The sequence below is a fragment of the Mesorhizobium sp. 131-3-5 genome (genome assembly GCF_016756575.1).
Taxonomy (GTDB): domain Bacteria; phylum Pseudomonadota; class Alphaproteobacteria; order Rhizobiales; family Rhizobiaceae; genus Mesorhizobium; species Mesorhizobium jarvisii.
In genome coordinates this window covers 3,344,485-3,367,146 of the sequence record NZ_AP023254.1, presented here as the reverse complement: position 1 = coordinate 3,367,146, position 22,662 = coordinate 3,344,485, and the positions used below count along the sequence as shown (strand labels likewise).

General features: G+C 62.9%; 24 protein-coding genes and 1 riboswitch. Of the genes, 6 read left to right on the top strand and 18 right to left on the bottom strand.

Annotated features, from left to right (window positions below; translation table 11 throughout):
- Positions 1-22 precede the first annotated feature (22 nt).
- The 3 genes from JG747_RS16520 to JG747_RS16510 are packed head-to-tail and all read right to left on the bottom strand — an operon-like array spanning position 23 to position 2,754.
- Positions 23-1,000: a PfkB family carbohydrate kinase gene (locus JG747_RS16520; protein ID WP_202359617.1), complete on the bottom strand. Its 978-nt coding sequence runs from the start codon at positions 998-1,000 to the stop codon at positions 23-25.
- Entirely contained in the window at positions 997-2,025 is a 1,029-nt protein-coding gene (locus tag JG747_RS16515; protein WP_202359616.1) for an ADP-ribosylglycohydrolase family protein, read from the bottom strand. Before JG747_RS16515 ends, JG747_RS16520 begins: the two co-directional genes overlap by 4 nt.
- Positions 2,026-2,028: 3 nt before the next feature.
- Positions 2,029-2,754 carry a GntR family transcriptional regulator gene (locus tag JG747_RS16510; protein WP_038647889.1) on the bottom strand — a complete coding sequence of 242 codons (726 nt, stop codon included), beginning with the start codon at positions 2,752-2,754 and terminating at the stop codon, positions 2,029-2,031.
- 138 nt (positions 2,755-2,892) lie between these two features.
- Here JG747_RS16510 and JG747_RS16505 point away from each other — a divergent pair, with 138 nt between their 5' ends.
- The 3 genes from JG747_RS16505 (at position 2,893) to JG747_RS16495 (ending at position 4,829) form a co-directional block, all read left to right on the top strand.
- Positions 2,893-3,150, top strand: coding sequence for a hypothetical protein (locus JG747_RS16505; protein ID WP_202359615.1), 258 nt, complete (start codon positions 2,893-2,895; stop codon positions 3,148-3,150).
- A gap of 137 nt (positions 3,151-3,287) precedes the next feature.
- Complete coding sequence (locus tag JG747_RS16500; RefSeq protein WP_038647891.1) at positions 3,288-3,575, top strand: hypothetical protein; 288 nt, start codon at positions 3,288-3,290, stop codon at positions 3,573-3,575.
- Positions 3,576-3,758: 183 nt separating this feature from the next.
- The gene (locus JG747_RS16495) at positions 3,759-4,829 is read left to right on the top strand and encodes a sensor histidine kinase (RefSeq protein ID WP_202359614.1); all 1,071 of its coding nucleotides are present in this window, start codon (positions 3,759-3,761) and stop codon (positions 4,827-4,829) included.
- 6 nt (positions 4,830-4,835) lie between these two features.
- On the opposite strand, the gene JG747_RS16490 is transcribed toward JG747_RS16495, so the two are convergent.
- The 4 genes from JG747_RS16490 to JG747_RS16475 form a co-directional block, all read right to left on the bottom strand.
- Positions 4,836-5,321 carry a pyridoxamine 5'-phosphate oxidase family protein gene (locus JG747_RS16490; protein ID WP_202359613.1) on the bottom strand — a complete coding sequence of 162 codons (486 nt, stop codon included), beginning with the start codon at positions 5,319-5,321 and terminating at the stop codon, positions 4,836-4,838.
- A gap of 440 nt (positions 5,322-5,761) precedes the next feature.
- Positions 5,762-5,926 (bottom strand): DUF3309 family protein, encoded by a 165-nt coding sequence (locus JG747_RS16485; RefSeq protein WP_064983672.1) that lies wholly within the window; start codon positions 5,924-5,926, stop codon positions 5,762-5,764.
- 257 nt (positions 5,927-6,183) lie between these two features.
- Positions 6,184-6,822, bottom strand: coding sequence for a hypothetical protein (locus JG747_RS16480; protein WP_083246800.1), 639 nt, complete (start codon positions 6,820-6,822; stop codon positions 6,184-6,186).
- A gap of 513 nt (positions 6,823-7,335) precedes the next feature.
- Positions 7,336-8,031 carry a methyltransferase family protein gene (locus JG747_RS16475; protein WP_019859273.1) on the bottom strand — a complete coding sequence of 232 codons (696 nt, stop codon included), beginning with the start codon at positions 8,029-8,031 and terminating at the stop codon, positions 7,336-7,338.
- A 222-nt stretch (positions 8,032-8,253) separates the two neighbouring features.
- Between JG747_RS16475 and JG747_RS16470 the strand changes: the two genes are divergently transcribed.
- Positions 8,254-11,811 carry a tetratricopeptide repeat protein gene (locus JG747_RS16470; RefSeq protein WP_244748118.1) on the top strand — a complete coding sequence of 1,186 codons (3,558 nt, stop codon included), beginning with the start codon at positions 8,254-8,256 and terminating at the stop codon, positions 11,809-11,811.
- A gap of 123 nt (positions 11,812-11,934) precedes the next feature.
- On the opposite strand, the gene JG747_RS16465 is transcribed toward JG747_RS16470, so the two are convergent.
- From JG747_RS16465 to JG747_RS16450, 4 genes are all read right to left on the bottom strand, one after another.
- Positions 11,935-12,951, bottom strand: coding sequence for an ABC transporter substrate-binding protein (locus JG747_RS16465; RefSeq protein ID WP_202359612.1), 1,017 nt, complete (start codon positions 12,949-12,951; stop codon positions 11,935-11,937).
- Positions 12,944-13,711 (bottom strand): ABC transporter ATP-binding protein, encoded by a 768-nt coding sequence (locus tag JG747_RS16460; protein ID WP_019859277.1) that lies wholly within the window; start codon positions 13,709-13,711, stop codon positions 12,944-12,946. The genes JG747_RS16465 and JG747_RS16460 overlap by 8 nt, the downstream gene beginning before the upstream one ends.
- On the bottom strand, positions 13,708-14,457 hold the full coding sequence (locus tag JG747_RS16455) for an ABC transporter permease (RefSeq protein ID WP_236952006.1): 750 nt from the start codon (positions 14,455-14,457) through the stop codon (positions 13,708-13,710). The genes JG747_RS16460 and JG747_RS16455 overlap by 4 nt, the downstream gene beginning before the upstream one ends.
- Positions 14,458-14,572: 115 nt before the next feature.
- Positions 14,573-15,181, bottom strand: a complete 609-nt coding sequence (locus JG747_RS16450) for a Ykof family thiamine-binding protein (RefSeq protein ID WP_202359611.1) — start codon at positions 15,179-15,181, stop codon at positions 14,573-14,575.
- Positions 15,172-15,285: riboswitch (TPP riboswitch) on the bottom strand. Its footprint overlaps the gene before it by 10 nt.
- A gap of 195 nt (positions 15,286-15,480) precedes the next feature.
- Between JG747_RS16450 and JG747_RS16445 the strand changes: the two genes are divergently transcribed.
- Positions 15,481-15,789: a hypothetical protein gene (locus JG747_RS16445; RefSeq protein WP_019859280.1), complete on the top strand. Its 309-nt coding sequence runs from the start codon at positions 15,481-15,483 to the stop codon at positions 15,787-15,789.
- Positions 15,790-15,869: 80 nt separating this feature from the next.
- On the opposite strand, the gene msrA is transcribed toward JG747_RS16445, so the two are convergent.
- Both msrA and JG747_RS16435 read right to left on the bottom strand, forming a co-directional pair.
- Positions 15,870-16,388, bottom strand: a complete 519-nt coding sequence (gene msrA, locus JG747_RS16440; RefSeq protein ID WP_019859281.1) for a peptide-methionine (S)-S-oxide reductase MsrA — start codon at positions 16,386-16,388, stop codon at positions 15,870-15,872.
- A 174-nt stretch (positions 16,389-16,562) separates the two neighbouring features.
- Positions 16,563-18,110 carry a glycosyltransferase family 39 protein gene (locus JG747_RS16435; RefSeq protein ID WP_080643771.1) on the bottom strand — a complete coding sequence of 516 codons (1,548 nt, stop codon included), beginning with the start codon at positions 18,108-18,110 and terminating at the stop codon, positions 16,563-16,565.
- A gap of 197 nt (positions 18,111-18,307) precedes the next feature.
- On the opposite strand from JG747_RS16435, the gene JG747_RS16430 reads away from it, so the two are divergent.
- Positions 18,308-19,015 (top strand): hypothetical protein, encoded by a 708-nt coding sequence (locus JG747_RS16430; RefSeq protein WP_019859283.1) that lies wholly within the window; start codon positions 18,308-18,310, stop codon positions 19,013-19,015.
- 99 nt (positions 19,016-19,114) lie between these two features.
- Here the strand turns inward: JG747_RS16430 and JG747_RS16425 are convergent, their stop codons facing one another.
- The 5 genes from JG747_RS16425 to JG747_RS16405 form a co-directional block, all read right to left on the bottom strand.
- The gene (locus tag JG747_RS16425) at positions 19,115-19,585 is read right to left on the bottom strand and encodes a GNAT family N-acetyltransferase (RefSeq protein WP_027047051.1); all 471 of its coding nucleotides are present in this window, start codon (positions 19,583-19,585) and stop codon (positions 19,115-19,117) included.
- Positions 19,586-20,460: 875 nt separating this feature from the next.
- A complete protein-coding gene (locus tag JG747_RS37000; protein WP_244748117.1) occupies positions 20,461-20,868 on the bottom strand; it encodes a hypothetical protein in 408 nt (135 codons plus the stop codon).
- Between the two features lie 149 nt (positions 20,869-21,017).
- A complete protein-coding gene (locus JG747_RS16415) occupies positions 21,018-21,782 on the bottom strand; it encodes a terminase large subunit domain-containing protein (protein ID WP_202359610.1) in 765 nt (254 codons plus the stop codon).
- A complete protein-coding gene (locus JG747_RS16410; protein ID WP_202359609.1) occupies positions 21,670-22,062 on the bottom strand; it encodes a hypothetical protein in 393 nt (130 codons plus the stop codon). Before JG747_RS16410 ends, JG747_RS16415 begins: the two co-directional genes overlap by 113 nt.
- The gene (locus tag JG747_RS16405) at positions 22,055-22,444 is read right to left on the bottom strand and encodes a hypothetical protein (RefSeq protein ID WP_202359608.1); all 390 of its coding nucleotides are present in this window, start codon (positions 22,442-22,444) and stop codon (positions 22,055-22,057) included. The genes JG747_RS16410 and JG747_RS16405 overlap by 8 nt, the downstream gene beginning before the upstream one ends.
- Positions 22,445-22,662 lie beyond the last annotated feature (218 nt).

Here is a 22,662-nt window from a genome sequence, read left to right as displayed (position 1 = left end):
TTTGCCCGCTTGGCGGGGCTTGTCAGGCTGTCTGATGGGCCTTCTGGTTCTGGCCCGGCGCGCCGGTCGCGGCGGCCTGGCTCAGGAAAGTCTGGATTTCCGTGTCGGTCGGCGCCGATGACCCGCCATGGCGGGTGACCGAAATGGCGGCTGCCGCATTGGCGTAGCGCGCCGCCTCGAAGGGCGGCACACCACGCGCCAGCGCACTGACGAAAGCGCCGATATGGCTGTCGCCGGCGCCGTTGGTGTCGACCGCCGTGACCTTGAAGCCGGCAATGGTCTGCGCCGTGCCGTCGGCCAGCCTGACATGGCAGCCCTTGGCGGCCGAACGGATGACGACACCGGCGGCCCGGGGGCAATGGTCGGCAAGCAGCCGCGCCGCCAGGCTCTCGACATCACCTGGGCCGGCAATCTCGGCCGCCTCCGTCGCGTTGCAGCTCAGCCATGTGGTGCGGGAAAGCACGCGCGACAGGATGGGACGCGGAATGTCTGAAATGACCGGCGTCGGGTCGAAGACGAACGGCGTTTGCGCAGGCAGCGCCTCGATCCAACCGGTGAGCGCGTCGCGGCTGCCGGGATAACTCAGCGTATAGCCCGAGGTGAACGCCCAATCACCGGGCGCCACCGATACCGGCGCCATCATGTCGAGGGTGAGAATGCTCTCCGCACCAGGCCAGGAGACGAAGGTGCGCTCGGCATCGCTCGAGATCATGGCAACGCAATTGCCGCTGTCCATATCCGGCGATGGCGGCGTCAGCGTCTCGATGCCTTCGGCGGCGAAGGCGGAGCGCAGGAAATCGCCGTTCGGCCCGCTGCCGAGTTGCCCACCGAACACCACCGTCATGCCGGTGCGGCTGGCCGCGACCATCATGTTGAAGCCGCCGCCGGCGACCCGGGCGAAGCTCGATGCCGTCTTCTCCGTGCCCGGCGCCGGCAAGGCGTCGATGCGGTAGACATAGTCGACCACCGCGCTGCCGATATGGACGAGGCGCCCGCTCATGCCGCCGCATCCTTGCCGGTCTTCGCCACCCTTGCCGCCACGAGATCGGCGGCAAGCGCGCGCACCTCTGACATGTCGATGCCGACAAGCCGGGCAATATGCTGCTGCGGCAACCGCGAAAGGCCGGTGCAGGCGCCGGCCATGCCGGCCGCGATGGCGCCAATCGTGTCGGTGTCGCCGCCAAGATTGGCGCTGATCACAGCCGCTTGCCAGGGATCGCCGCCGGCGACCTCCAGCACGGCGAAGGCGGCCGGAACAGATTCCTGGCTGGCGACGCTGGTGCCGACCAGGTCGGTGATCAGCCGGATTGCATCCCCCGTCACCTTGCCACGCACCAGATCCTGCGCCCAGACGATACGCGCGGCGATGTCGCCGCCGGTCACCCAATGGCCAAGCGTCACCCCTCGCCGCGCCGCCGCGACGGCACTATCGGAGGCGGCGCGCCAGTCACCGCCGGAAACGCCGCGGCTGACGGCGGCCGCGACCGCTGCGGCAGAGGCAACGGCGATCGAGGTGTTGTGCGTGGCGCGGCAGGTCTCGGCCACCTTAGCGACGAATGCGTCGAGCGGCTCCAGCGGCATCATGATGCCGACCGGCGCGATGCGCATGGCCGCCCCATTGGTGTCGCCACTGCGCCCCGCTTCCTCGGCCGGCACGCCATTGTTGATGGCATCGATGGCGCGCTTGGTCGACGGACCCAAAAGATCGTAGCTGCCACGCGCCTTGACCTCGCGCTCCCAGTCGAGCAGCGCGTTGACCCAGCGTGTATGATCGAAACGGTCGCCTGACTCGACGAGAATGCGACCGAGCAGCAGCGCCTGTTCCGTATCGTCGGTGATGGTGCCGGCCAACAATCCCTTCGACACCGGATGATCGGCGAAGGGCGCGACGAAATCGTCGACATGGCCGTAGAGTTCGGCAATACGCGCCGGCGACAAGAGCTGCGTCGGCATGCCGAGCGCGTCTCCCAGCGCCCCGCCGACAAGCGCGCCCATGGCACGATCGAGAATAATGTTATCCGCCATCGCTCAGAACCTCATATGCAGCGCGAAATGCGCCGGGTTGAGCAGGCTGGTGACATATTCGATCGGCCGGTCATCGGCCGCGCGTGTCAGCCGGCGGCCGCGCAGGAAGGGCGTGCCTTGCGGGCAACCGAGGATCGCCGCATCCTCAGCATTGAGCATCTCGATGCCGACCCATTCCTCGCCATGGTCGGGGATGAGGCCGGCATCGCGCAGCGTCTGGTGCAGCGAGCCTTCGCGCAGGCCGCGCAGCGGCACATCCTCAAGCTCCGGCGACAGCGGCAGGCGGCTGCGCTCGATGGAGATCGCGTGGCCGTCGCTGGCATTGGTGCGCACCCGGTCGACGGCGATGAAGAAGGGGCTTTCGATTTCCAGCAAGGCGGCGAGATCGGCGTCCTCGATGACCTCCAGCCGCAACGTCCTCGTCTCGGCATTGGCGCCGGCATTGGCGAGCGCCCGCGACCAGCCGATGGCGTCGTCGACCGGCTTGCCATCAAAGGTGACGAAGGAACCGATGCCGACCTTGGTGGTGATCAGCCCGCGGCTGGACAGTTCCTCGAGACCCTTGCGGACCGTGTTGCGGCTGACGGAGAAGCGCTGGACGAGTTCGTTTTCGCTTTGCAGGCGGTCGCCGAAGCCGAGCACGCCGGAGCGGATTTCATGCTCCAGAACGGTCGCGATCTGCTCGGGCTTGCCCGTGCCGGGAGACAGTTGAACCGCGCGCCGCTTCATATGCATACCTGTTCAGTGAACCTGTATAGTCCTGTTCAATACATGGCTGTAAACCTCCTGTCAATGCGATGCCGAGACAGGTCAAACGGACCGCCCTTGTTCCCGGTAGTGTGGTAGGTTCCAGGTCGAAGGAGCAACATGTCCCAATCAACAGAGCATAAGAATCCCAAACTGATCGTCGTGGTCGCGTTCGACCGCGGCGAGGACGGTGAATTGTTTCCCGCCTTCGGCCCCGCCGACCAGCAGAGCGAAGACCGCGCCATACGCACCGCCCGAGGTCTGGCGGCAAAACATGTCGGCGTCATCGCCTGGAGCCGCGATGCCGACCCGACACTTGGCGACTACGGCCCGCCGACCACGCTGTTTGTTAGCGGCGACGTGCCCGACATGGAGTAGCGGCGACGCCCCGCTGTAGACTCGGTAAAAATAAAATCTGGTTTTAATATTTACCGATATAGAGGAACCGTTTTCTCTCGACACCGTTTATCTGCAGGTCGTTTATTCCAATGACCTCGATAGAGAGGAATTTCCAGATGAACTTCAAGATGCTGACCATGGGCGCGATGGCGCTTGCAATGATGACCGGCTCGGCGCTCGCCGCCACCCACACCTCCGCGCTGGACGATCCGGCAAAGATGGCGCCCTTCTACACAGACTCCGGCATGAAAACCATGAAGTCCGAGAAGGAGTTCAAGGCAGCCTGGATGGCTATGAAGGACGAAGACCGCACCTCGATGACGAAGGATTGCGGCGACAGTGTCATCGGCAAGTCGCACGACAATTTCTGCAAGATGACCAAGCAGCTCGGCGGCGCGAACTGACGCACCGCGATTGGGCGCAGGCCCGATTGACCATTTGGATAAGGCGGGCCCAGTGCCCGTCTTTTCCTTTCGGCGATACGCCCGCGACGCAGCCGCTGGCGGATTCAATTCGCGACAACGGTCCTGCAAAGGTATAGCTTCAATCCTTGGAGCGGCAGGACGCCGCTCGCTTGGCTTTTGCCCATGTTTCAACCCATTGCGAATATCGAGGATGCGCAAACGCTGGCGCAGGCGATTGTCAACACGATCACCGAGCCATTCCTGGTGCTTGACGAGCGGTTTCGTGTGCTGGCCGCCAGCCGCTCTTTCTACAAGACATTCGAGGTCGACCCCGCACAGACGCAAGGTACGCTGCTCTACGCCCTTGGCGACGGTCAGTGGGACATTCCCGCGCTTCGCCTGCTTCTGGAGACGATCATTCCCGAGAAGACCGCCATGGACGGTTTCGAGGTCGAGCATGATTTCCCGCGGATCGGCCGCCGCACCATGCTGCTTAACGCCCGCAAGGTGCTTTACGACCACAGTCCGGCCGTCACTATCCTTCTTGCCTTCAATGACATCACCGCCCGCCGTGTCATCGAGCGCGAAAAGGAAGAGCTGCTGCGCCGCACCGAGGATCTGCTCCGGCAGAAGGACGTGCTGCTGCGCGAAATGGAGCACCGGGTTGCCAACAGCCTGCAGATCATCGCCAGCATCCTGTTGCTGAAGGCGCGCTCTGTCACGTCGGAGGAGACACGCCAACACCTCAAGGACGCCCATCAGCGCGTGCTGTCCGTGGCCGAGGTGCAGCGCCATCTCCACACCTCGGTCGGCGTCGACGAGATCGATGTCGGCTCCTACCTTTCGAAGCTGTGCGGAAGCCTCGCCACTTCGATGGTTGGCGAGGCCCAGCCGATCGAAGTCACCGTAACGACCGAAGGCGGCAGGATGGACTCGCAAAAGGCAGTCAGCCTCGGACTGATCGTCACCGAACTGGTGCTTAACGCCATCAAATATGCCTTCCCCAAGGAAAAGGACGGCGCTCGGATCCAGGTGAGCTACGAGACCGCCGGCAGTGACTGGAAACTGACGGTTTCGGACAATGGCGTCGGCAAGATCGCCAACGACGTGCCGGCCACCGGCCTTGGAACAGCCATCGTGGAGGCGCTGGTGAAACAGCTCGAGGCCAAGGTGGAAGTCATCGGCGACAACGACGGCACCAGCGTCTCGGTCACCCGGGCAACGTTCACCTCACGGGTGCCGCGCGCGGCGTAAGAACCGTTACCACGAGGCCTGCCTTCCCGACAGCACCTCGATCCTGATCTGATAAAAGAGATGGCTGCCCGAGGGCGCCAGGGCATCGCCGGGCTTCAGTGCTCCCGGCTCCCACCAATTCGCATGCGTGGCAAGAAGCGACCAGGCAAGCTGGCGGTCGCCATCGACGGGAGCGGTCATCCTTTCGGCGCTCGTCAAGCCGGCATCCGGATCAGGCGCTTTGGGCAATTCCTCGAACACGCCTTCCACCACGACGCTCCTCCAGCCATCGACACCCCCGACATCGTCGACCTGAAGGCAGACATGGGGGTTGGCCCGCATCCAGTCGACTTTCCGGCCGGGAAGCGAGAAACTAAAAATGGAATTCTCGCCGAAGGCGAAATGGACCGGCACCACATAGGGTTTATGGTCACGCACGCAGGCTAGGCGACCAAGGCGTTGCGCCTTCAAAAGGGCGACGCAATCCTGTCGCGTCATCTCCTTGATGTTCATCCAATCCTTCTTCCTGTTCAGGCCGCGCGATCGATGTGGCGTATCACCTTGATAGCCTCTGCTTTCGCGATGCCGATCAGCGCGTCTATGCTGTGGAGGTCTCGATATGGCCGCGAGCCGCCACAGGACGTGAAGATCATCGCGAGTTTCGCAGAGTGTCGTTCTGAGCGTTGCGGGCCTAACGCAAACTCAACTGTCTCGACGCCAGCCGGTTCCCACGGGTTCAACGCAAAAGCCCGCTCCGGGATACCGGGGCGGGCCTTGGAGGAGGATGAAGGGGTGGGACCCTCTCCTCTTGTTTCCACGGGGGGTGTGGACCGAAATCACCATACGCGAGTCCCGCGGAATTTCGGATCACAAGCCGGCTTGCTTGCATCACAATCCGGTGCGCCTCGGCCTCGGCGCGGTCACGAGATTGCGATCATCCTGCTTGCAGGCAGCTAGATGCGCCCCAGCACGACAAGGATGATGATGATAAGCAAGACAAGCCCGAGCCCGCCGCCGCCGTAGTAGCCCGTTCCATAGAACGGCCCGCCGCCAAGCCCGCTGAAGCCGCCAAGCAGCGCAATGACAAGAATGATGATGAGTATCGTGCCTAAGCTCATTTTTCCCGCTCCCTTGGGCGCTGATGCGCCGGTTTGAGCACCGCCTGATACGGTGTTTCGAAGACGAGAACGCTCGAGCCGCCTTACCGTTCCGCCCCCAATGTCCACCGGCGAACGAAAGGACCCGATTGTCCCGATAGATACAGGGTCGGAATTGAAAGGCCCGATACGCAGGAAGCCCGCCTGAATGGCGGGCTTCCGACCGGCCGGAGGCCAGGGCGCCAAGCCTCACGGCTCCATCCCTGGCAGCATTGGCTTCAGCGACGGGCGATCAACAGGCAAAGCTGACGCAGGTCGCGATCATAGGTGCCTTCGCTGCCGAGCACGTCGACACAGCGCTTCTTCATGCGCGCAACCTGGCTGCTGGACATCTGCGCCACGACACCCGGCAGGCTCGGATGGCTGGGATTGCTGGGATTGCTGGGGTTCGAGGGATTGCTGGGATTGGTTCCGCCACCAATACCCAAGCCGACGCCGACGCCGCTGGTGCCACCGACATTGGCGCCGAGGCCGGCGGTGACGCCGCCAGCGCCACCGACATTAGTGCCCAGCCCGGCGGTGACGCCGCCCGTGCCGCCAACATTGGCACCCGCTCCGGCATTGATGCCGTTGCTGCCCCCGACGGAAGCACCGAGCCCGGCACTGGCGCCGTTAGAGCCGCCGACATTGGCACCGGCTCCGGCATTGATGCCACCGCCGCCACCGACAGAAGCGCCGACGCCGGCGTTGACGCCACCGCTACCACCGACCGAGGCGCCGACGCCGGCATTGATACCGCCACTGCCGCCCACCGAGGCGCCGACGCCGAGCCCAGCCGCGCTTGCGGGCATGGAAAGGACGAGGACCATTGCACTACCCGCCAACACACTGGCGACTGTCTTGATGGTGAAAGCCATAACACTCTCCTGTTGTCGTTGCCCTATGACAGCCGGCGCACAGCCGACTGCACATTCAGCTACGCCGCAGGTGAGATTCAGTTTCATTCGGCGCATACTTACGCAGATGATGGTATTTATTGATGAAATGCATATATTATAAGAGTGATAAAACTATAATACATATGTAAAAAATATTCCAAATCGAGAACGATAATCGTCGATATACCTTTATCGCGCGGAAAGAAAATCGATTCATATTGCTGACGCCTAGCGCATATCGTGACGATTGGACATCGGCCACGATGGCTGTGCTCGCAGAACCCAGCGGGCGGTGTTGGAAAACCAGGCCGTCAACAGGCTTGAGGCAGTTCCAGGAACCGGTTTTCGCGGGAAAGGCGCGTAGCGCTTCCCTTGGGAACTTGCCAAAAACACGAGATGGGCAGGTTGGCGTTTCTGAGAAACGGCGAACAGCTATTAACATACGCGGCAGGCCACAAGCCAAACGCCACTCGGCCTTTCGACAGTCTGCCCTCAGAATAGGCGGTAGAACAGCCTGTAGCGCACACGTTCCATGTAAGCGCGATACTCCGGCTCGGCGGCCAGCAGAGCCTCCTCGCGCAGGATACGATACAGCTGCATGTAGGTGATGACCGCATAGACCGCGAGGTTGTGGAAGGAAAAGGCCGACAGCAGATAGAGCACATGGCCGGCAAGGTAGCCGGCATAGATCGGGTGCCGCACAATCCGGTAGGCACCGCCCGTCATCACGCCGCGATTGGCAGGCAGGATGGCAAAGGAACGGCCAAGCGATATCTTGCCCCAGATGACAAACAACAGCGCAACGAACTGCAGCGGCGCGGCGAAATAGACCGGAACAAGCGCTATGCCGGGCTGGAGGCTGATCAGCGCAACCCCGAAACTGGCGGTCACGGAGACGATGACCGTAAGCGGATTCCAATCACGCGTCACCGGACGCCGCGACAGAAGCAGCCAGGTGAACGTGAGTATCTCGGAAATCGCCACCAGCGCGGCGTTGAGCCGGGTCGGGTCCTCCACGAGCTGGGACACGCCGCGATAGACGAACAGCCCCGCGCAGGCCAGGGCACAGAGGCGAAAGAAGCCTTCGCGCAGGTCGACCAGTATGTCACGCCTTCGCGCGGCGGAGAAAAATCCGCCCTCATTACTATGCGAAAACGCTTCACTTTTTGACGTGAGCAACGCAAACACCCCAATGATCCCTCGAAGGGACCATTGCACGCAACCATTGCCGGGCGGTTAACCGGGAAGATCGGATCGGCATCAAATCGGGTTCGCGTCAGGCGCGAGATCAGGTTCAGGCAGTGTCGGCGCGGGCCTACAATTTATGCTTGCATTTTTGGAACAAATAAGGAACAATACATGGATTAACCGTTGAGGCGGACCAAGGTTTTTCGGGGGAGGACCAGCAATATGACGAGCTGGAAAGGTGTGGGATTGTCCGCAGCCGCGATCGGATTGCGTGTGCCGATGAAGCTTTCGCCCAGCCGGCTATTGGCTGGGCTTGCTGTCGTTCTTGCGCTGAACGTATCGGCGCTCGCGGCAGAGAAGGATTATGCTACCTGCATCGGCAAGGACATCGAGCCGGACAAGCGCATCGCCGCCTGCACCCCGATTGCCAAGGACACCACGGAGGTGACGCGCATCCGCGTCGTGGCCTACTTCTATCGAGGCATCGCCTGGGACGACAGGCAGGATCAAGATCGGGCGATCGCGGACTACAGTGAGGCGATTGCGCTCGATCCAAAACAGGCCTCGCCATACTTCAACCGCGGAGCCGATTGGTACGACAAGGGAGACAACGACCGGGCTATCGCGGATTTCAACGCCGCCATCAGCCTGGAGCCGTCGTCCAGCGATGCTTATTCCAGCCGCGGCGCTGCCTTCCTGCGCAAAGGCAAGACCGACGCGGCCATTCTCGATTTTCAGCAGGCGATCGAGGCCGATCCCAGCAACGGCAAGGCGCATGCCGGCCTCGGGATCGCCTGGGACAGGAAGAATGACCTGGTGCGCGCCGTCGCCGAATATGACGAGGCGATCCGCATCGATCCGCAGGACGCGATCGTCTACATCAACCGCGGCATTGCCCGCGCCGCCAAGGGTGAATTCGATCCCGCCATCGCCGATTATGACGTGGCGCTGGGCCTCGATCCCGAGAACGCCGACGCCTATGCCAACCGCGGTGCCGCCTGGCTTGGCAAGAACGATTGGATTCGCGCGATTTCCGACACCAGCAAGGCAGTCGAACTCGATGCCGCTGGTATCGACGGTTACTATTACCGAGCCGTCGCGTGGGCAAGCAAGGGCAACAACGATCGCGCCATAGCCGATTTCGACAGAGCGATCGCTCTTGATGCAGACTATGCCAGGGCCTATTTCGGTCGCTCCCTGGTGCGCACCCGCAGCGGCGACGCCACCGGCGGTGCCGCCGATTGCCGAAAGGCCATCGAGCTCGATCCGAAAAAGGCAGGTGGCTGCGACACAGGGCCGGTGGGCGCGAAGGCGCCGGCTGTGCCACAGACACCCAAGCCTGCCGCGTCCCCGGTTTACGAGCCGCTGCAACTATACCCCAAAGAGGATCATTCCGAACTCGTTGCCTGGAATCTCAAACGGGGGCTGGAGCAGCAGGTGCAAGGCGACGTCGGAGGCGCGGTAGACTCATTCAGCTTTGCGATCCAGCTGGATCCTTACAACGCCGAGGCCTTTTACGACCGGGCGCTTGCCGAGGCATCCCAGGGAAATTACGCCATTGCCGCCACGGACTGCCGGCGCGCCATCGAACTCGACCCGAAGCGCGCAGGCTCTTGCAGCGAACACGCCCCAGGCGAAACAGCTCCGTCGGTTGCCACAGGGAAGGACCCGGCAGCCGCAAAAATCCTGCTCGAGCGCGCCGAGGCGCGGCTTGCAAAATATGGCATCGAAGGCGCACTTCTCGATCTCGACAAGGCGATCAACCTGGATCCCGAGAGCGCCGAAGCGTATTTCAGCCGGGCCGGTGCCAGGACACTGAAGGGCGATATGGTCGGTGCAGCGGCGGATTGCCGTCGCGCCGCCGAACTCGATCCAAAATGGACGGGAGGCTGCAGTGAACAGGTTGCGGGTAACCACAGCGAACCGCCACCATTGCCGGACACCCGACAGCCGACGCCGCGAGCCGTCGTTGCCGATGTAACGGCCACGCAGGACACGCTGGCCGCGAAGGCCCTGGAGGCGAACGACCCGCGGGCCCTGGAAGCGATCCTTGGCGGCGATGCCTTCCTGGACATGGGCAAGTACGATCAGGCCATCGGCGCCTACAACCACGCGATCGCGCTCGACCCGGACAACCGGTTCGCCTATTTCGGCCGCGGCAAGGCCTGGGCTGCCAAACGCGCCTACCAGCAGGCGATCGCCGACTACGGCCAGGCCATCGAACGCGCCCCCAATTTTGCCGCGGCGCATTTTCGCCGAGGCCTCGCTAAGATCACCCTTGGGGACATCGATGGTGCTCTCGCCGATTGCGACCGAGCCGCCGCGCTCGATCCAAAGGCGCGCGACGCATTTTACTGCAAAGGCATGGCTCAGCATGCCAAGGGCGACGCAGGAAGCGCAATCGCTGCTTATTCGGTGGCGATCGGGATCGATCCGAAGGATGATGCCAGCTATTACGGGCGCGGCATGGCGTGGGCCGACGGCAAGGACTATTCGAAGGCGATTGACGACTTCGATCAAGCCATAAAGCTCAGCCCTAGCAATCCAGACTATACGGTTGCGCGCAAAGCGACGGTGGCTGCGCTGGCAGAGGGTGGCGCCGCGCCGGACGCCGTAGGCCCGGCCCCAAAGGACCTCAAGGCTTTCATCGACCGCGGCGACGCCTTCTACGACAAAGGCAAATTCGATCGCGCCATCGCCGAATACAGCGAGGCGATTGCGCTCGATCCAAGAAAGGCCTCGGCCTATGTCGGCCGCGGTCTGTCGTTTGTCGAGAAGGGCATGTACGACGCAGCCATCACCGACTTCGGCGAGGTGATCAAACTCTATCCCGGCCATTCAGACGCCTACATCGGCCGCGCCGTCGCGTGGACAAACAAGAACGAACTGGATCGTGCCATCGCCGACTACAGCCGCGTGATCGAACTCAACCCGCAATATGCGCCGGCTTATTTTGCACGTGGCACTGTCTGGTTCACCAAGGGCGACTACGACCCGGCGATTGCCGACCTGGACCAAGCGCTGAAGCTCGATCCAAAGATGGCCCTCGCCCGCAAGGGTCGCGAATTGGCGATGCTTGCAAGGGACGAAGCCAACGCATCGAACATGCCGGGCCAAGCCGTTGGCCGGGCTGGCGAGCAAGCGACCAGGCCGAGTTGGACTTCGCTGGCCGCACAGACCTTCAACAAGGGTCAAGCGCTGTATGGCAAGGACGACTATGACGGCGCCATAGCCCTGTATGGCAAGGCGATTTCATTCTTTCCTGCATTCCACGACGCCTATCTAGCCCGAGCAGTGGCCTGGGAGGCCAAGAGCGATTACGCGCATGCGGTCGCCGATTACAGCCAGGCGATTACGCTCAATCCGAATCTTGCCGAGACCTATTACGACCGCGGCCAGAACCTCGGTTTCCAAGGCGATTACGACGGGGCGCTCGCGGACTACAACATGGCCATCAGTCTCAACACCTCGGACGCAAGGGTCTATGCCAATCGGGGACTCATATGGATGGGCAGGCATGAGGACGTCGCTGCGTTGCGCGATTTCGAAAAGGCACTCAGCCTCGATCACGGAAACCCCTTTGCTTATTTGGGCCGAGGCGTGATCCGGACCAGCAGGGCGGACTATGACGGCGCCATCGCCGATTTGAGCCACGCGATAAAGCTCCAACCGGATTTCGCCACCGCCTACAACGCGCGAAGCCAGGCGTGGGAAGCCAAGGGCAACCACAAGCGCGCCGAGGCCGACCGCAAGAAGGCGCTGAGCCTTGGCGCGAAGTAAGGTTCGAGAACGCTGCCAGATGACGCGTTGAAAAGCTTTGAACGATGGGAAGCTTTCACGCCAACCGAGCGCCTTTGGCTAGCCAGCCATTCCCTCGAGGCGCGAAAGGCAGACCGACGCACCTTACCCCAGAGCTGAATTGCTGAAATACCCTGCAAAATCAGGGCGCTGCGTCAGAACCTTACCATCCGCGTCGCGCAAAATGCCCGCTTTGAAGAGATAGTCGCCGATGGCGTCCATCTTGGCCGGATCCATCGTACCGATGGCGCCGTTCTCCGCGCGCAGATAGTGTCCGTCGATCAACGCCTTGAGCGATGCTTCGATCAATGCCGGATTGGTCAAGGCGTCCTTGTTGCCGGCGATCAGCAGCGCGGCGGCTTCGGCCGGATGATCGACGGTGAACTGATAGCCGCGCCGCGTTGCCTGGATAAAGGCCGACGCTAATGCCGGGTTTGCCTTGAGATAGGCTTCGCTCGACGAGATCAGCGTCGTGTGCTCGTCCGGCACGCCGTAGTCGGCATAGACGAAGCTCCGCTGCTTGACGCCCTTGAGTTCGGCCTCGACGCCCTCCCAGGTCGAGACCTCGAGCGTGAAGTCGACTGAGCCATTGGCCAGCGCTTCATAGGCGGAAGTGCCAAGCGTCACCGTTTCGAAATTGCCCTTGCCGCCGTCGTGGCGGATGATGGTCGAGATCAGTGCGTTTTCCCAGGCGCTGCCGAAACCGCCATAGGTCAGGCCGTCAAGATCCCTGGGACTTTTGATCTCGCTGCGCGCCGCATTGAAGACCACGCGGCCGGTTTCGGACTGCACCACGGCGTAGACGGCCTTCAAGTCGGCCCCGCCGGTCTTCTGGCTGAACAGGCTGATGGTGCCGTTGATGCCGAAGTCTGCAACGCGGTTGGCGACCAGCGTGCCGGCGCCGGTGTCACTATAGGGTAAAATGTCGACCTCGAGGCCGGCCTCGCGGTAAAATCCCTTGTCGCGGGCGACGAACAGCCCGATGTGGTTGGTGTTGACAGTCCAGTCCAGCGCGACGGTGACTTTTTGCGTCGCGGCGAAGACGCGGCTCGCTCCAGCGATCAGCGGAAGACCGCTGGCAAGGGTGAGCAGCAGGGCCTGCCGGCGTGTCATATCAGTCATGGTCATGTCCTTTGGATGGTTGAGGGTTGAGCAAGATGTCGAGGATCTCGGCCTCGAGTGCGCCGGCCTGCTGCGCGGCGGCGCCAGTCGGATCTCGCGGACGCGGCAAGGGCACCGTGATCTCACGCAACACACGGGCCGGACGCGCCGACAGCACATAGATGCGGTCGGACAGGAACACCGCCTCGCGCACATCGTGGGTGATCAGCAGCGCCGTCCAGCGATGGTGACGCCACATCTGCTCAAGCCAGCGCTGCATGGCCGCACGGGTCAATGCGTCGAGCGCGCCGAACGGTTCGTCGAGCAAAAGCATGTCGCGCTCCTGCACCACCGTGCGCAAAAGCGCCGCGCGCTGGCGCATGCCGCCGGAAAGCTGTGCCGGAAAATGCCGCTCGAAGCCGGCAAGGCCGAACTCTGCAAGCAGCGGCACGACCCGCGCCCGCGCCACCTGGCGTCTGACGCCTTGCACTTCAAGCCCGAGTGTCGTGTTGTCGAGGATGCGCCGCCACGGCATCAGGGCGTCGCGCTGCGGCATGAATGCGAAATGCCGGCCATGGTCGTCGAGCGGCATGCCGTCGAACAACATCTCGCCTTCGCCATGCTCGGCACCCGTCAGAAGCTGGAACAGCGTCGACTTGCCGGCGCCCGAAGGCCCAAGGATCGAGACGAATTCGCCGGCACCGACGCTGAGCGAAATGTCGGCGAGCACGTCGAGCCCGCCAAACGCCTTGCGCACATGCCGCAATTCGAGCCGGCTCATCGCCCCGGCCCCTTCCCTGCCGGCTGACGGCCGATCCGTTCCCAGGGCATGGCGAGGCGCTGCAAGAGCGCCGTCAGCCCGAACAGGATCAGCGTGAGCGCGGCACTCACGCCGACCGCGGCCAGCACCAGATCGGGGCGGAAATTGTTCTTGGCGTTGAGCATGTAGATGCCCAGTCCCTTGGCCGCACCGGCATATTCGGCGAAGATGGCGCCGACCACGGCATAGGTGATGGAGATCCGCAGGCCGGCGAAGAAATAGGGCAGTGCCGAAGGCAGCCGCGCCAGAACGAAGACACGCCAGCGCCCTGCCCCCATGGCGCGCAGCATCTGGCCGATCTCCACCTCGGTCGCCTCGTAGCCCTGCACCAGAGCCACCAGCATCGGGAAAAAGGTGACCAGCGCCACCAGCATGATCTTTGGCGTCAGACCGAAGCCGAACCACAGCACCACCAGCGGCGCGATGGCCACCAGCGGCAAGGTCTGGCTGACGATGAAGACAGGAAACAGCGCGCGCCGCAGCGGCTGGAAGAAGTCGACCAGCATCGACAGCGCGAAAGCGGCGCCGAGCGAGCAGGCAAAGCCGATCAGCGTGGCGCGGATGGTGGGAACGGCGTTGTCGATCAGCGCCTCGCGATTGAGCATCGCCTGTTCGAAGACGCGCGACGGCGCCGGCAGGATCGTCGGCTTGATGCCGGAATAATTTGCGTAGAGTTCCCAGGCCACGAGCAGCAACCCGACCGACATCACGGCCGGTGCCGCCCTGGCGAAGAGACCCGCGAGCTGCCGCGGGCGGCTTGACGACAATGAGACCACGAGAGGACAACCTTGACCGCGCGTAGAGCAAGCGGGTGTTTCAGACTCAGACAGCGGTGGGGCTGTTGGCGGAAACCGTGACGTGAAGGGTTACGTGGCCCGCGCCCGGTCCGAAGCGGCAGAAGGCTTCGTTCAGCGCCGAAAAGATCGCGCCGGTATCGCCGCGCAGTTTGGTGCAAAAATTCTTGGAGCGATCGTAGACGCCGGACTGTTTCAGGAAATCGATGCAGCCATAGATCTCATCCATGTGGTCGCCGGTGCCCATCACATAGAGCGAGAACTGCGCCGCCGCCGGCTGGCCGGTGGCAGCAGCACTGCGCACGGCGGCGATGGCGGCTTCCTTGCGCGGCCCGAGCGGCCCGACAGGCCCGCCAAACGCGTCGGAGCGGCAGATCGGATCGTCCGGCTCGCCAGGACAGCCGCGCGAAATGGCGGCCGACAGCACGCAATGCTTGCCGCTCTGCGCCGCCGCCACGAACAGGTCGCGCAGCGCCGGGAACAACACTTCGGGCGGCCCGACCAGCAAGGTCGAGATGTCGTCGGTTTCGATCCGGAGCCTGTCCCGGTAGGGATCGAGCGCGCCGAGCGCGCCCAGGATGACGCCGACGAAATCGTCGGCCATGGGATATAGGGAAATCTGTGCGCCTGAAAACATAGCCCGCCTCGCTCCGCTGGTATTACCCAGATCAGCTTCTAGGGTCTGTGGGCTTGCCGCCCCCGTCTCAGCCCCGACCGTACGGAGCACCCCTGTGGATGGACGCGTTAAAGCACCATTCGAACGGAAGGGGAAGCCGTTTTTTCAGCGCACCGGGCCAAAAGCGTTGCACCAACTCTGGCCGTTGCGTGGACGCTGGCGACGCCGCGCAGTCGGAATTTTATGGGGAACCTTCGCCAAGCCGAGAGGTTGTCCCACCAGTCGCAACGCGGCGAGTTCACAGAAATGGAGGCAAAACCATGTTCATGAAAATCCTCGCAGCTTCGGCGTTCACCGTTGCGCTTGCCACTTCCGCGATGGCGCAAAGCAACACCGCAAACGGCATGGATGGGTCAGGCGGCAGCGGCCACTCAGTGACTGTAGACCCGAGCACGCCGGCTTCGCCCAATACGGTCGATCCGGCAATTACCAACAGCACCACCATCGCGCCGGGCGACATGAACTCCAATGCGGATCGGAATTGCCCGACCAACCCACAAGGTGCGCAGTCCGATGCCAACGGCAATTTGACGGCGCCCACCGTGAACGACAACAACTGTGGCAAGTAAGTGATTGTCCAAAAACAAAAAAGCCGCCGGACATCCGGCGGCTTTTCGATATCACTTCCAACGATGCTTTGTGCCAACCGTTAGGATGCGGCCTTTTCGCGAACCGGCAGTTTCCAGCCCGGCCTGACGAAGTGGCAGGTGTAGCCGTTTGGATATTTCTCCAGATAATCCTGGTGCTCGGGCTCGGCTTCCCAGAAGGCGCCGGCCGGCGCGACTTCCGTGACGACCTTGCCAGGCCACAGGCCGGAAGCATCGACATCGGCGATGGTGTCTTCGGCGACGCGTTTCTGCTCGTCGCTCGTATAGTAGATCGCCGAACGGTAGCTCATCCCGACATCGTTGCCCTGGCGGTTGCGCGTCGTCGGATCGTGGATCTGGAAAAAGCGCTCCAGTAGCGTGCGATAGCTGATCACGGCCGGATCGAAATTGATCTCGATGGCTTCGGCATGGGTGCCGTGGTTGCGATAGGTGGCGTTGGCTACATCCCCGCCGCTATAGCCGACACGCGTGGAGATGACGCCGGGATAGCGCCGTATCAGATCCTGCATGCCCCAGAAACAGCCACCGGCAAGCACTGCGCGTTCGGTCGAAGTCGCCATGTCACGTCTCCTCAAAAGGCAATTCCAGCTCATGTAGCGGTTTCCCGCCCGGAATTGCGCGGACAAAATTGGATTTCCCAATAGATGGGCATTGTCGTCCGCTTCGTCCAGTCGCGTGGAAACAACGCGGCCATGAGCGAACGATATCACGACGCGGTCGGGGATCGAACCGTTTCAGTTGCCCGGATGCAGGGTCCGGCTGTCGACGGCAAGCGGCGGATACAGCGTGCCGGGCGGAATGGCGGCAAAGCTGATTGCCACCGGCGGCGCCGTGCGCGACCAATTGAAAAGAACCGTCTTGACCGGGAGGTTGCCCAGCCATGTCTGCAACTGCGGCGGAACGTCATGCCCTGGCCAAACCATCAGCATGCCGTGGTCGTGCAAGCGCTGCCTGGTGATCCAGGGCGCGAACCGCGTATCGAGATCGGTGAAGATCGACGGCTTGTCATAGGCATTGAGGCCCGCCAGCATAGCCACCTGGGTATCGCCGCCGACAATGTCGAGCCGGCCGGGCGCCGCCGCGTGCCAGACCGCCTCGGCCTCGTCCGCGATCGGCTGTGCCGGCCAGCAGACGGCGTCCAGGCGACCCCGCACATTGCAGCCCGTCCAGCGCAGCGCCGCATAGGCACCCGACATGGTGAGGATGCAGAGGAACGCGCAGATCGCCAGCCTTCGCATCTCGATGGCGCCGAGCCGGTGGCCGAGAAAGGCGAGCACCGTGACGCCGACAAGATTGTACATCGGCGCGCCCCAGGACTCGCCGGTGCCGGTGAACAACGAGGCCACCATGATCAGGGTCGCCGGGCCGAGCCCCATCCACACGAGATAGACCAGAATGCCGCGCTCGACCGGCGCTTCTGGGGCCGGCGAGCGCCGCAACAACCCGGATATCGTCAGCACCAGAAGAAAGCCGGAGAGCCCGGCCATCTGGACGCCGATGTAGTAGAGACGCGCCCGGTTTTCGGTCACCCATTGGTCGCGGGCTGCGAAATAGGTCAGCGGCAGGAAATCGATGCGGTAGAGCGCGATGGCCAGCGGCGCGGCAACGGCGAGAAAGACGGCAAGGCCGAGCCATGGCCAGGGCGTCGCCAGCCGGCTGCGCGCGCGTGCGTCATACAACAGCCAGAGCGCGCCGAAGGCAAGCAGCAGGCCGGTGGAGAACTTGGCATAGAGCCCGACGCCCGACACCAGTCCGAGCGCCAGCCACCAGCCCGGCCCGCCGCCACGGCCGGCGCGCCAGAGCAACCAGCAAATGGCCGCCCAGAACGGCATCTGCGCGTAGTCATGATTGAATTGCGGGGTCGGCCAGCCGAAGAAATAGACCGACGGCATCAAAAGCACGGCGGCCAGCGCACGGCTTTGCCCGAGCATGTCGCGGGCCAGCAGATAGACCAGGATGAAGGTCGACGAGATCGTCAGCTGGGCAAGCATATATTGTGGCCAGCGGAACGATCCGGTCAGAAGATGGCTGGTTTCTAGCAGCCAGCCTGGAAGCTGCGGGTGCTTGTAGGTCAACAGCACCCATTCGCGGCCCCACATGAAACCTTCCACCACATCGCCGGGCGGGGCGGGATCGATCAGTGCCGGCACCACCGTCCAGCACAGGATCTGCACCAGGCACAAAAGCGCCAACAAATACCAGGGATGGCGGAGCAGGCCGGGCCATACAGATGACGAGTCAAGGCCGGCGGCAGTCAGCCCCGCCGGCTCCCAACCATCCATGGAGTCGTCTATTCCCACCATGCGGCGCTTAAACCACATCGTCTGGTTTGCCGAACAGCCCCAACGTCAAAGCTTACGAAAAAGTATACTTGCAGGCCATTGCAAGACCAAGATTGGGCAGGAATTTCGGCGCTACGTTGCCCTCCCCCGGCAGAACAGCCGCCCATTTGATCCTGTCTGAACATCCCGGATATTCGATGCGTCACCAGCATGCCGTCATCCACCATCGCGCGCTCGACTTCTGGCTGGCACGCGCGGCGGTCCTCGTCATCATTTGTTTGCAGCTCCTAGTGATCAACGATCTTTCGTTCGGCCCGCGCTGGCTGGCGCCGGCGCTGGAGGCCGCCCTGCTCGTGCCCCTGTCCGTCGCCACCGCCTGGACACAGGTCGCCAGCCAGAAAGCGGTCGAGGAGGAGCACTGGTATCTGGTCGGCCGGTTTCGCGTCATCATCCGCAGGACCGCGCTGGTGATGACCGGCGTCGTCAGCATCATGAATTGCGGTTCGCTGGTCTTCCTGGTGCGCGCCTTGCTGGCGGGCCATGCCGGCTCCACCGGCCAGACGCTGCTGATCGACGCGCTCAACATCTGGGTCACCAATGTCATCGTCTTTGCCTTGTGGTTCTGGAGCACGGACCGCGGCGGGCCGCCGACCTGCGGCCTCGTCAATCGCGCCCATTCCGACTTCCTGTTCCCGCAAATGACCTTGAACGACCGCGAGATCCGCGACTGGCTGCCTGGCTTCGTCGACTATTTCTTCCTCGCCTTCACCAATGCGACGGCGTTTTCGCCGACCGACACCTTGCCGCTGTCGCAGCGGGCCAAGCTTTTGATGATGGCCGAGTCGATGATATCGCTGCTGACGATCGCACTGGTCGCCGCCCGCGCCGTCAACATCCTCGCCTAAGCCCAGAAACGCAAAATAGCCCGCCCGGCGAACCGGAGCGGGCTATTGGATGGTTTGCGACGGTCCCGAAGCTGGAGCGCGGGGTGGACGATCCTCACCTCAATCCGCGCCGAGGTCGCGTTCGAAGACCACCTGGTCGCGCAGCGGAATGCCGTTCACAGCCGAGCCTTCGGGGTAACCGGTCGATGGCCCGAACGCATCCTGCACGATGCGAGACATTCGAAAGCCCTGTCTCTGGTAAAACCGCAAATTGCCGATATCGGCCGCCGCGGTCGCCACGATCAGGCGCCGGCCGTGGCGCTCGCGGCAGCGGGTGACTGCCGCCGCGACAAGGGCGCGCCCCAAGCCCTCGCTCTGCCTTGCCGGACGAACGGCCAGGCTCTTGATCTCGAAGACACCGCCCTCGCCTGTCTCGATGAGTTGCACGTGGCCGATGATCCTGTTGCCCTCCCGCGCGACCAGCACTTCGCCCTCATCGATATAGCTGGAAACCTGCATGGGGGAATCGTCGGCAAGGGCAAACAGCGGCAGCAATATTTCGCGGTTCCCGTCATATCGTTCAATCTGCATCCGTAACCCCGGGCTGGATCAACGCCGCCGCGCGTCCGGCAACCTTGCACCGCGATATAGCAGTGGCCGGGCGGGCGCCACAAACGCAAAAAAGCCCGCCCCGGCGTGAGCCGAGGCGGGCATTGGCTCGATCGAGCCGTCAGGCGCGAATTCTCGGACGCAGGGCAAGGCCTGGAGCTATTCCTGGACCGCGCCCCGCCGCGTGCAATCTGTCACCCAAACCAGCCAAACGTAAGGCTAACCACCAAGACCGCGATCAGGATCGAGAGCGGCACCGCCATGAACAGCCCTGCTTCTAATAATCGGGTTTCCCTGTCACTGAACATTAGGCCCTGCCTCAACAAGCTTCGCTCAGATAGAAGCTGCGAAGCCTGTTTCCGTTCCGAATACCGGCGACATGCGATCCACGAGCGATTGGCTTAACGTGGCCGCATGGGAGCGAATTCAGTTCGGCTTCCCCAACGATGCCGGCCATGTATTTTGCAACGATACGGGAGGCCAGCGCATCATTCGATTGGTGCTCCATTCCGCCCAACAAAGGCGTTTTGGGAGCAATTTCAGCGGAGGCTGATTGAATCGCTGTTTTCAAGGATCGAGCAGCTGTCGAAAAGCCCGCCGGCCGGAGCCAGCGCGCCCTGCCCTTCCTTCGTTCGCATGTTTCGCTGATATGGGCGGGGGTGCATACATCTTTGCCAGTCGGCGCTGCCATCCTTAAGGCCCTGCCGGTCAGGCCCAGTGGCCTTCCGCTGCCAGTCCCACTAGCAACCAAGCCGCTGGGCCGCAGGCATGATTTGCGCCACATATGCGGCTTGAAGGCGCTGAACAGAAGGTGTTGCTCGATGCTCCGGACAGACAATGGCGCGGCGCTCAGGCTTTCAGATTTTGCCGATCCTAACGATGCAGTCATTGCCGCAATCGAGCTCTATGGGCCTGAAGCGCAGACCGCAGCGGCCTACTGCGCCATGGAAGCACACTTCGCCGGGCGACTGGCCGATTTCCGCCTCTGGTGTGAAGTCTTTCGCGTCTTCAAAACCAGATTCCATTGAGAAGCACATATATCGGGGCCTGAGGCCGCCACGGCCATCAGCTTGTTCGCGCCGTGTAGCCGGCCGGGAAGATAACGAAGCAATCATCGCAAATACGAAAGCCCGCTTCTGCCGCCTTTCAGTCTTCCGTCGCCGGCTTGAACTTCCGCATGAACACCTCGAACAGGATATCCGAAAGGCGGCAACGATCGCCGCGCGCTCGTCGGGCGAATAATGGGAGGCATCGTCGATGGTCATGAAGGTGACGTGACGGGACATGAGGCGGCCTGAATCAATCGGCGAGATGTCAATCGTATCACTTTGTTAAGGCGAGATTTTCGGGCGACACGCGGCGGCTCGTTCCTTCTCCCCTTGTGGGAGAAGGGAAGGCCTGCGCGGACCGCTTCTCACCCCTTCCCCATCCTCTCCACCTCCCCCGCCGACAGGAACAACAACACCACGTCGCTCATGCCAAGCAGCGGCGTGAAGGTGACGATGGTGATCCCGCTGGTCGCGTTGGTGCGGGTCAGGCCTTCGGAATAGATGTCGAGCGGCGGCTCCTCGTCGAACCAGACGCCGTGCAGCGTCTCGCCCTGCCATTTCTCGCGGCCTTTCTCGAAACTCTTGAACGACAGCACGCTCTCACCGGCCTGGACATCGCCGCCGCCGCCATGGCGCACCACGACGCTGTCGAGCGCGCCCGGCGCGCCGCGGCCCATGACGGTCTGACGAATAGCGTCCGCCGGGATCATGCCGGTGCCCCAGGCCGCCTGCTGCTGCGGCGGGCCGACCAGCACGCGCTGCGGGTTGTCGCGCGTGCCTTCGCCGGTCACGCCGGCGGCCCACAGCCGCACGGGCGTGTCGAAAACCTTGCCTTGCCACCACGCGGGATAACGGCCGGTCAGGTGCATCGCCCATTCGGCGCCACCAGCCCTCGTCTTGCCGAGCTGGTTGCCGGCCATGAACAGCCTTTCGCGGTTCAGCGCCCCTGCCGCGTGAAATTCGGCCTGGCGCCGATACGGCTTGTACGCCGCCAGCTGATTGCCGCGTCTGCGGCGGTCAAGCTCCGCCAGCAGCGCCAGATACTCGGTCTTCGCTGATATCGGCGGGTTCTGCGAGGAACGGCCTGAGGACGGTTTCGAGGCTGCGGATACGGCTGCGGATCTCTTCATCGCTCAAAGCGTCCAGATGGTTGACGGCGGCATCGAAATCCCTGGGCAACACCGACAGCACGATCTTCAGATACTGGTCAGGCTTGTCGGCCCGCACCTCGGCGATGACGCCGGCGCCATGCGCGCGGAAATCGGCCCGCACGGCGGCGAGAAAATCACCGCCCAGCGTCTTTTTCGTCCGCTTCGCGCGGGGTTTTTGCGCAACCGCCGCGCGGCTGGGCTTGCGCCTTGCCGGCTTTGTCATGCGGCGCACCGGCCTGGCATCGGCTTCGTCAGCCATCGGCCTGACCCATCGCCTTCGCAGCGGCATTGTTGGCCGCCTTGCTTGTCTTCGGCATTGATCCGGCCGGATTCCTCGATCGGACGGCTTTCTTCTTCATCCGCTTTGTCCGCTTGGATTTTGCGATCGCGGAAGGTTTTGGCGCGGCGGCCCGGGCTTTGAGCCGCGCCATGGCAAGCGACACCGCGTTGGCGCCGGCGCCCGGTAGCTCGAAAGAAAAGCCGCCGCCAGCATCCCGCACCATGCCGATCAGCACGCCGGATGCCACCGGCTCGATCCGGCCCAGACGCGGGCGTGGCGCCGCACCCTCAAACGCGCCGATGGCGCTGACGATTTCGCGGCCGTCATCGTCGGTGATGATCGTGGCGTAGCGTTGGGTCATTGGATTGCTCGCAAAGGTCGCGCTCTACGGCCCGCCAGCGTTCAAATAGGCAGCCACAGCGCCGTCACAGAAAGGGGGGCAGAAACACAAAACCCGCCTCGGCGGGCGGGTCGTTGGCGCAAATCAGCACCATGGACAAATATGTAGCATGGCTGCCCTCACCCGGTCAAGGAAAAAATTCCTATATCATCAAAAACCCTCCTTCTCGGTCAAGCTCT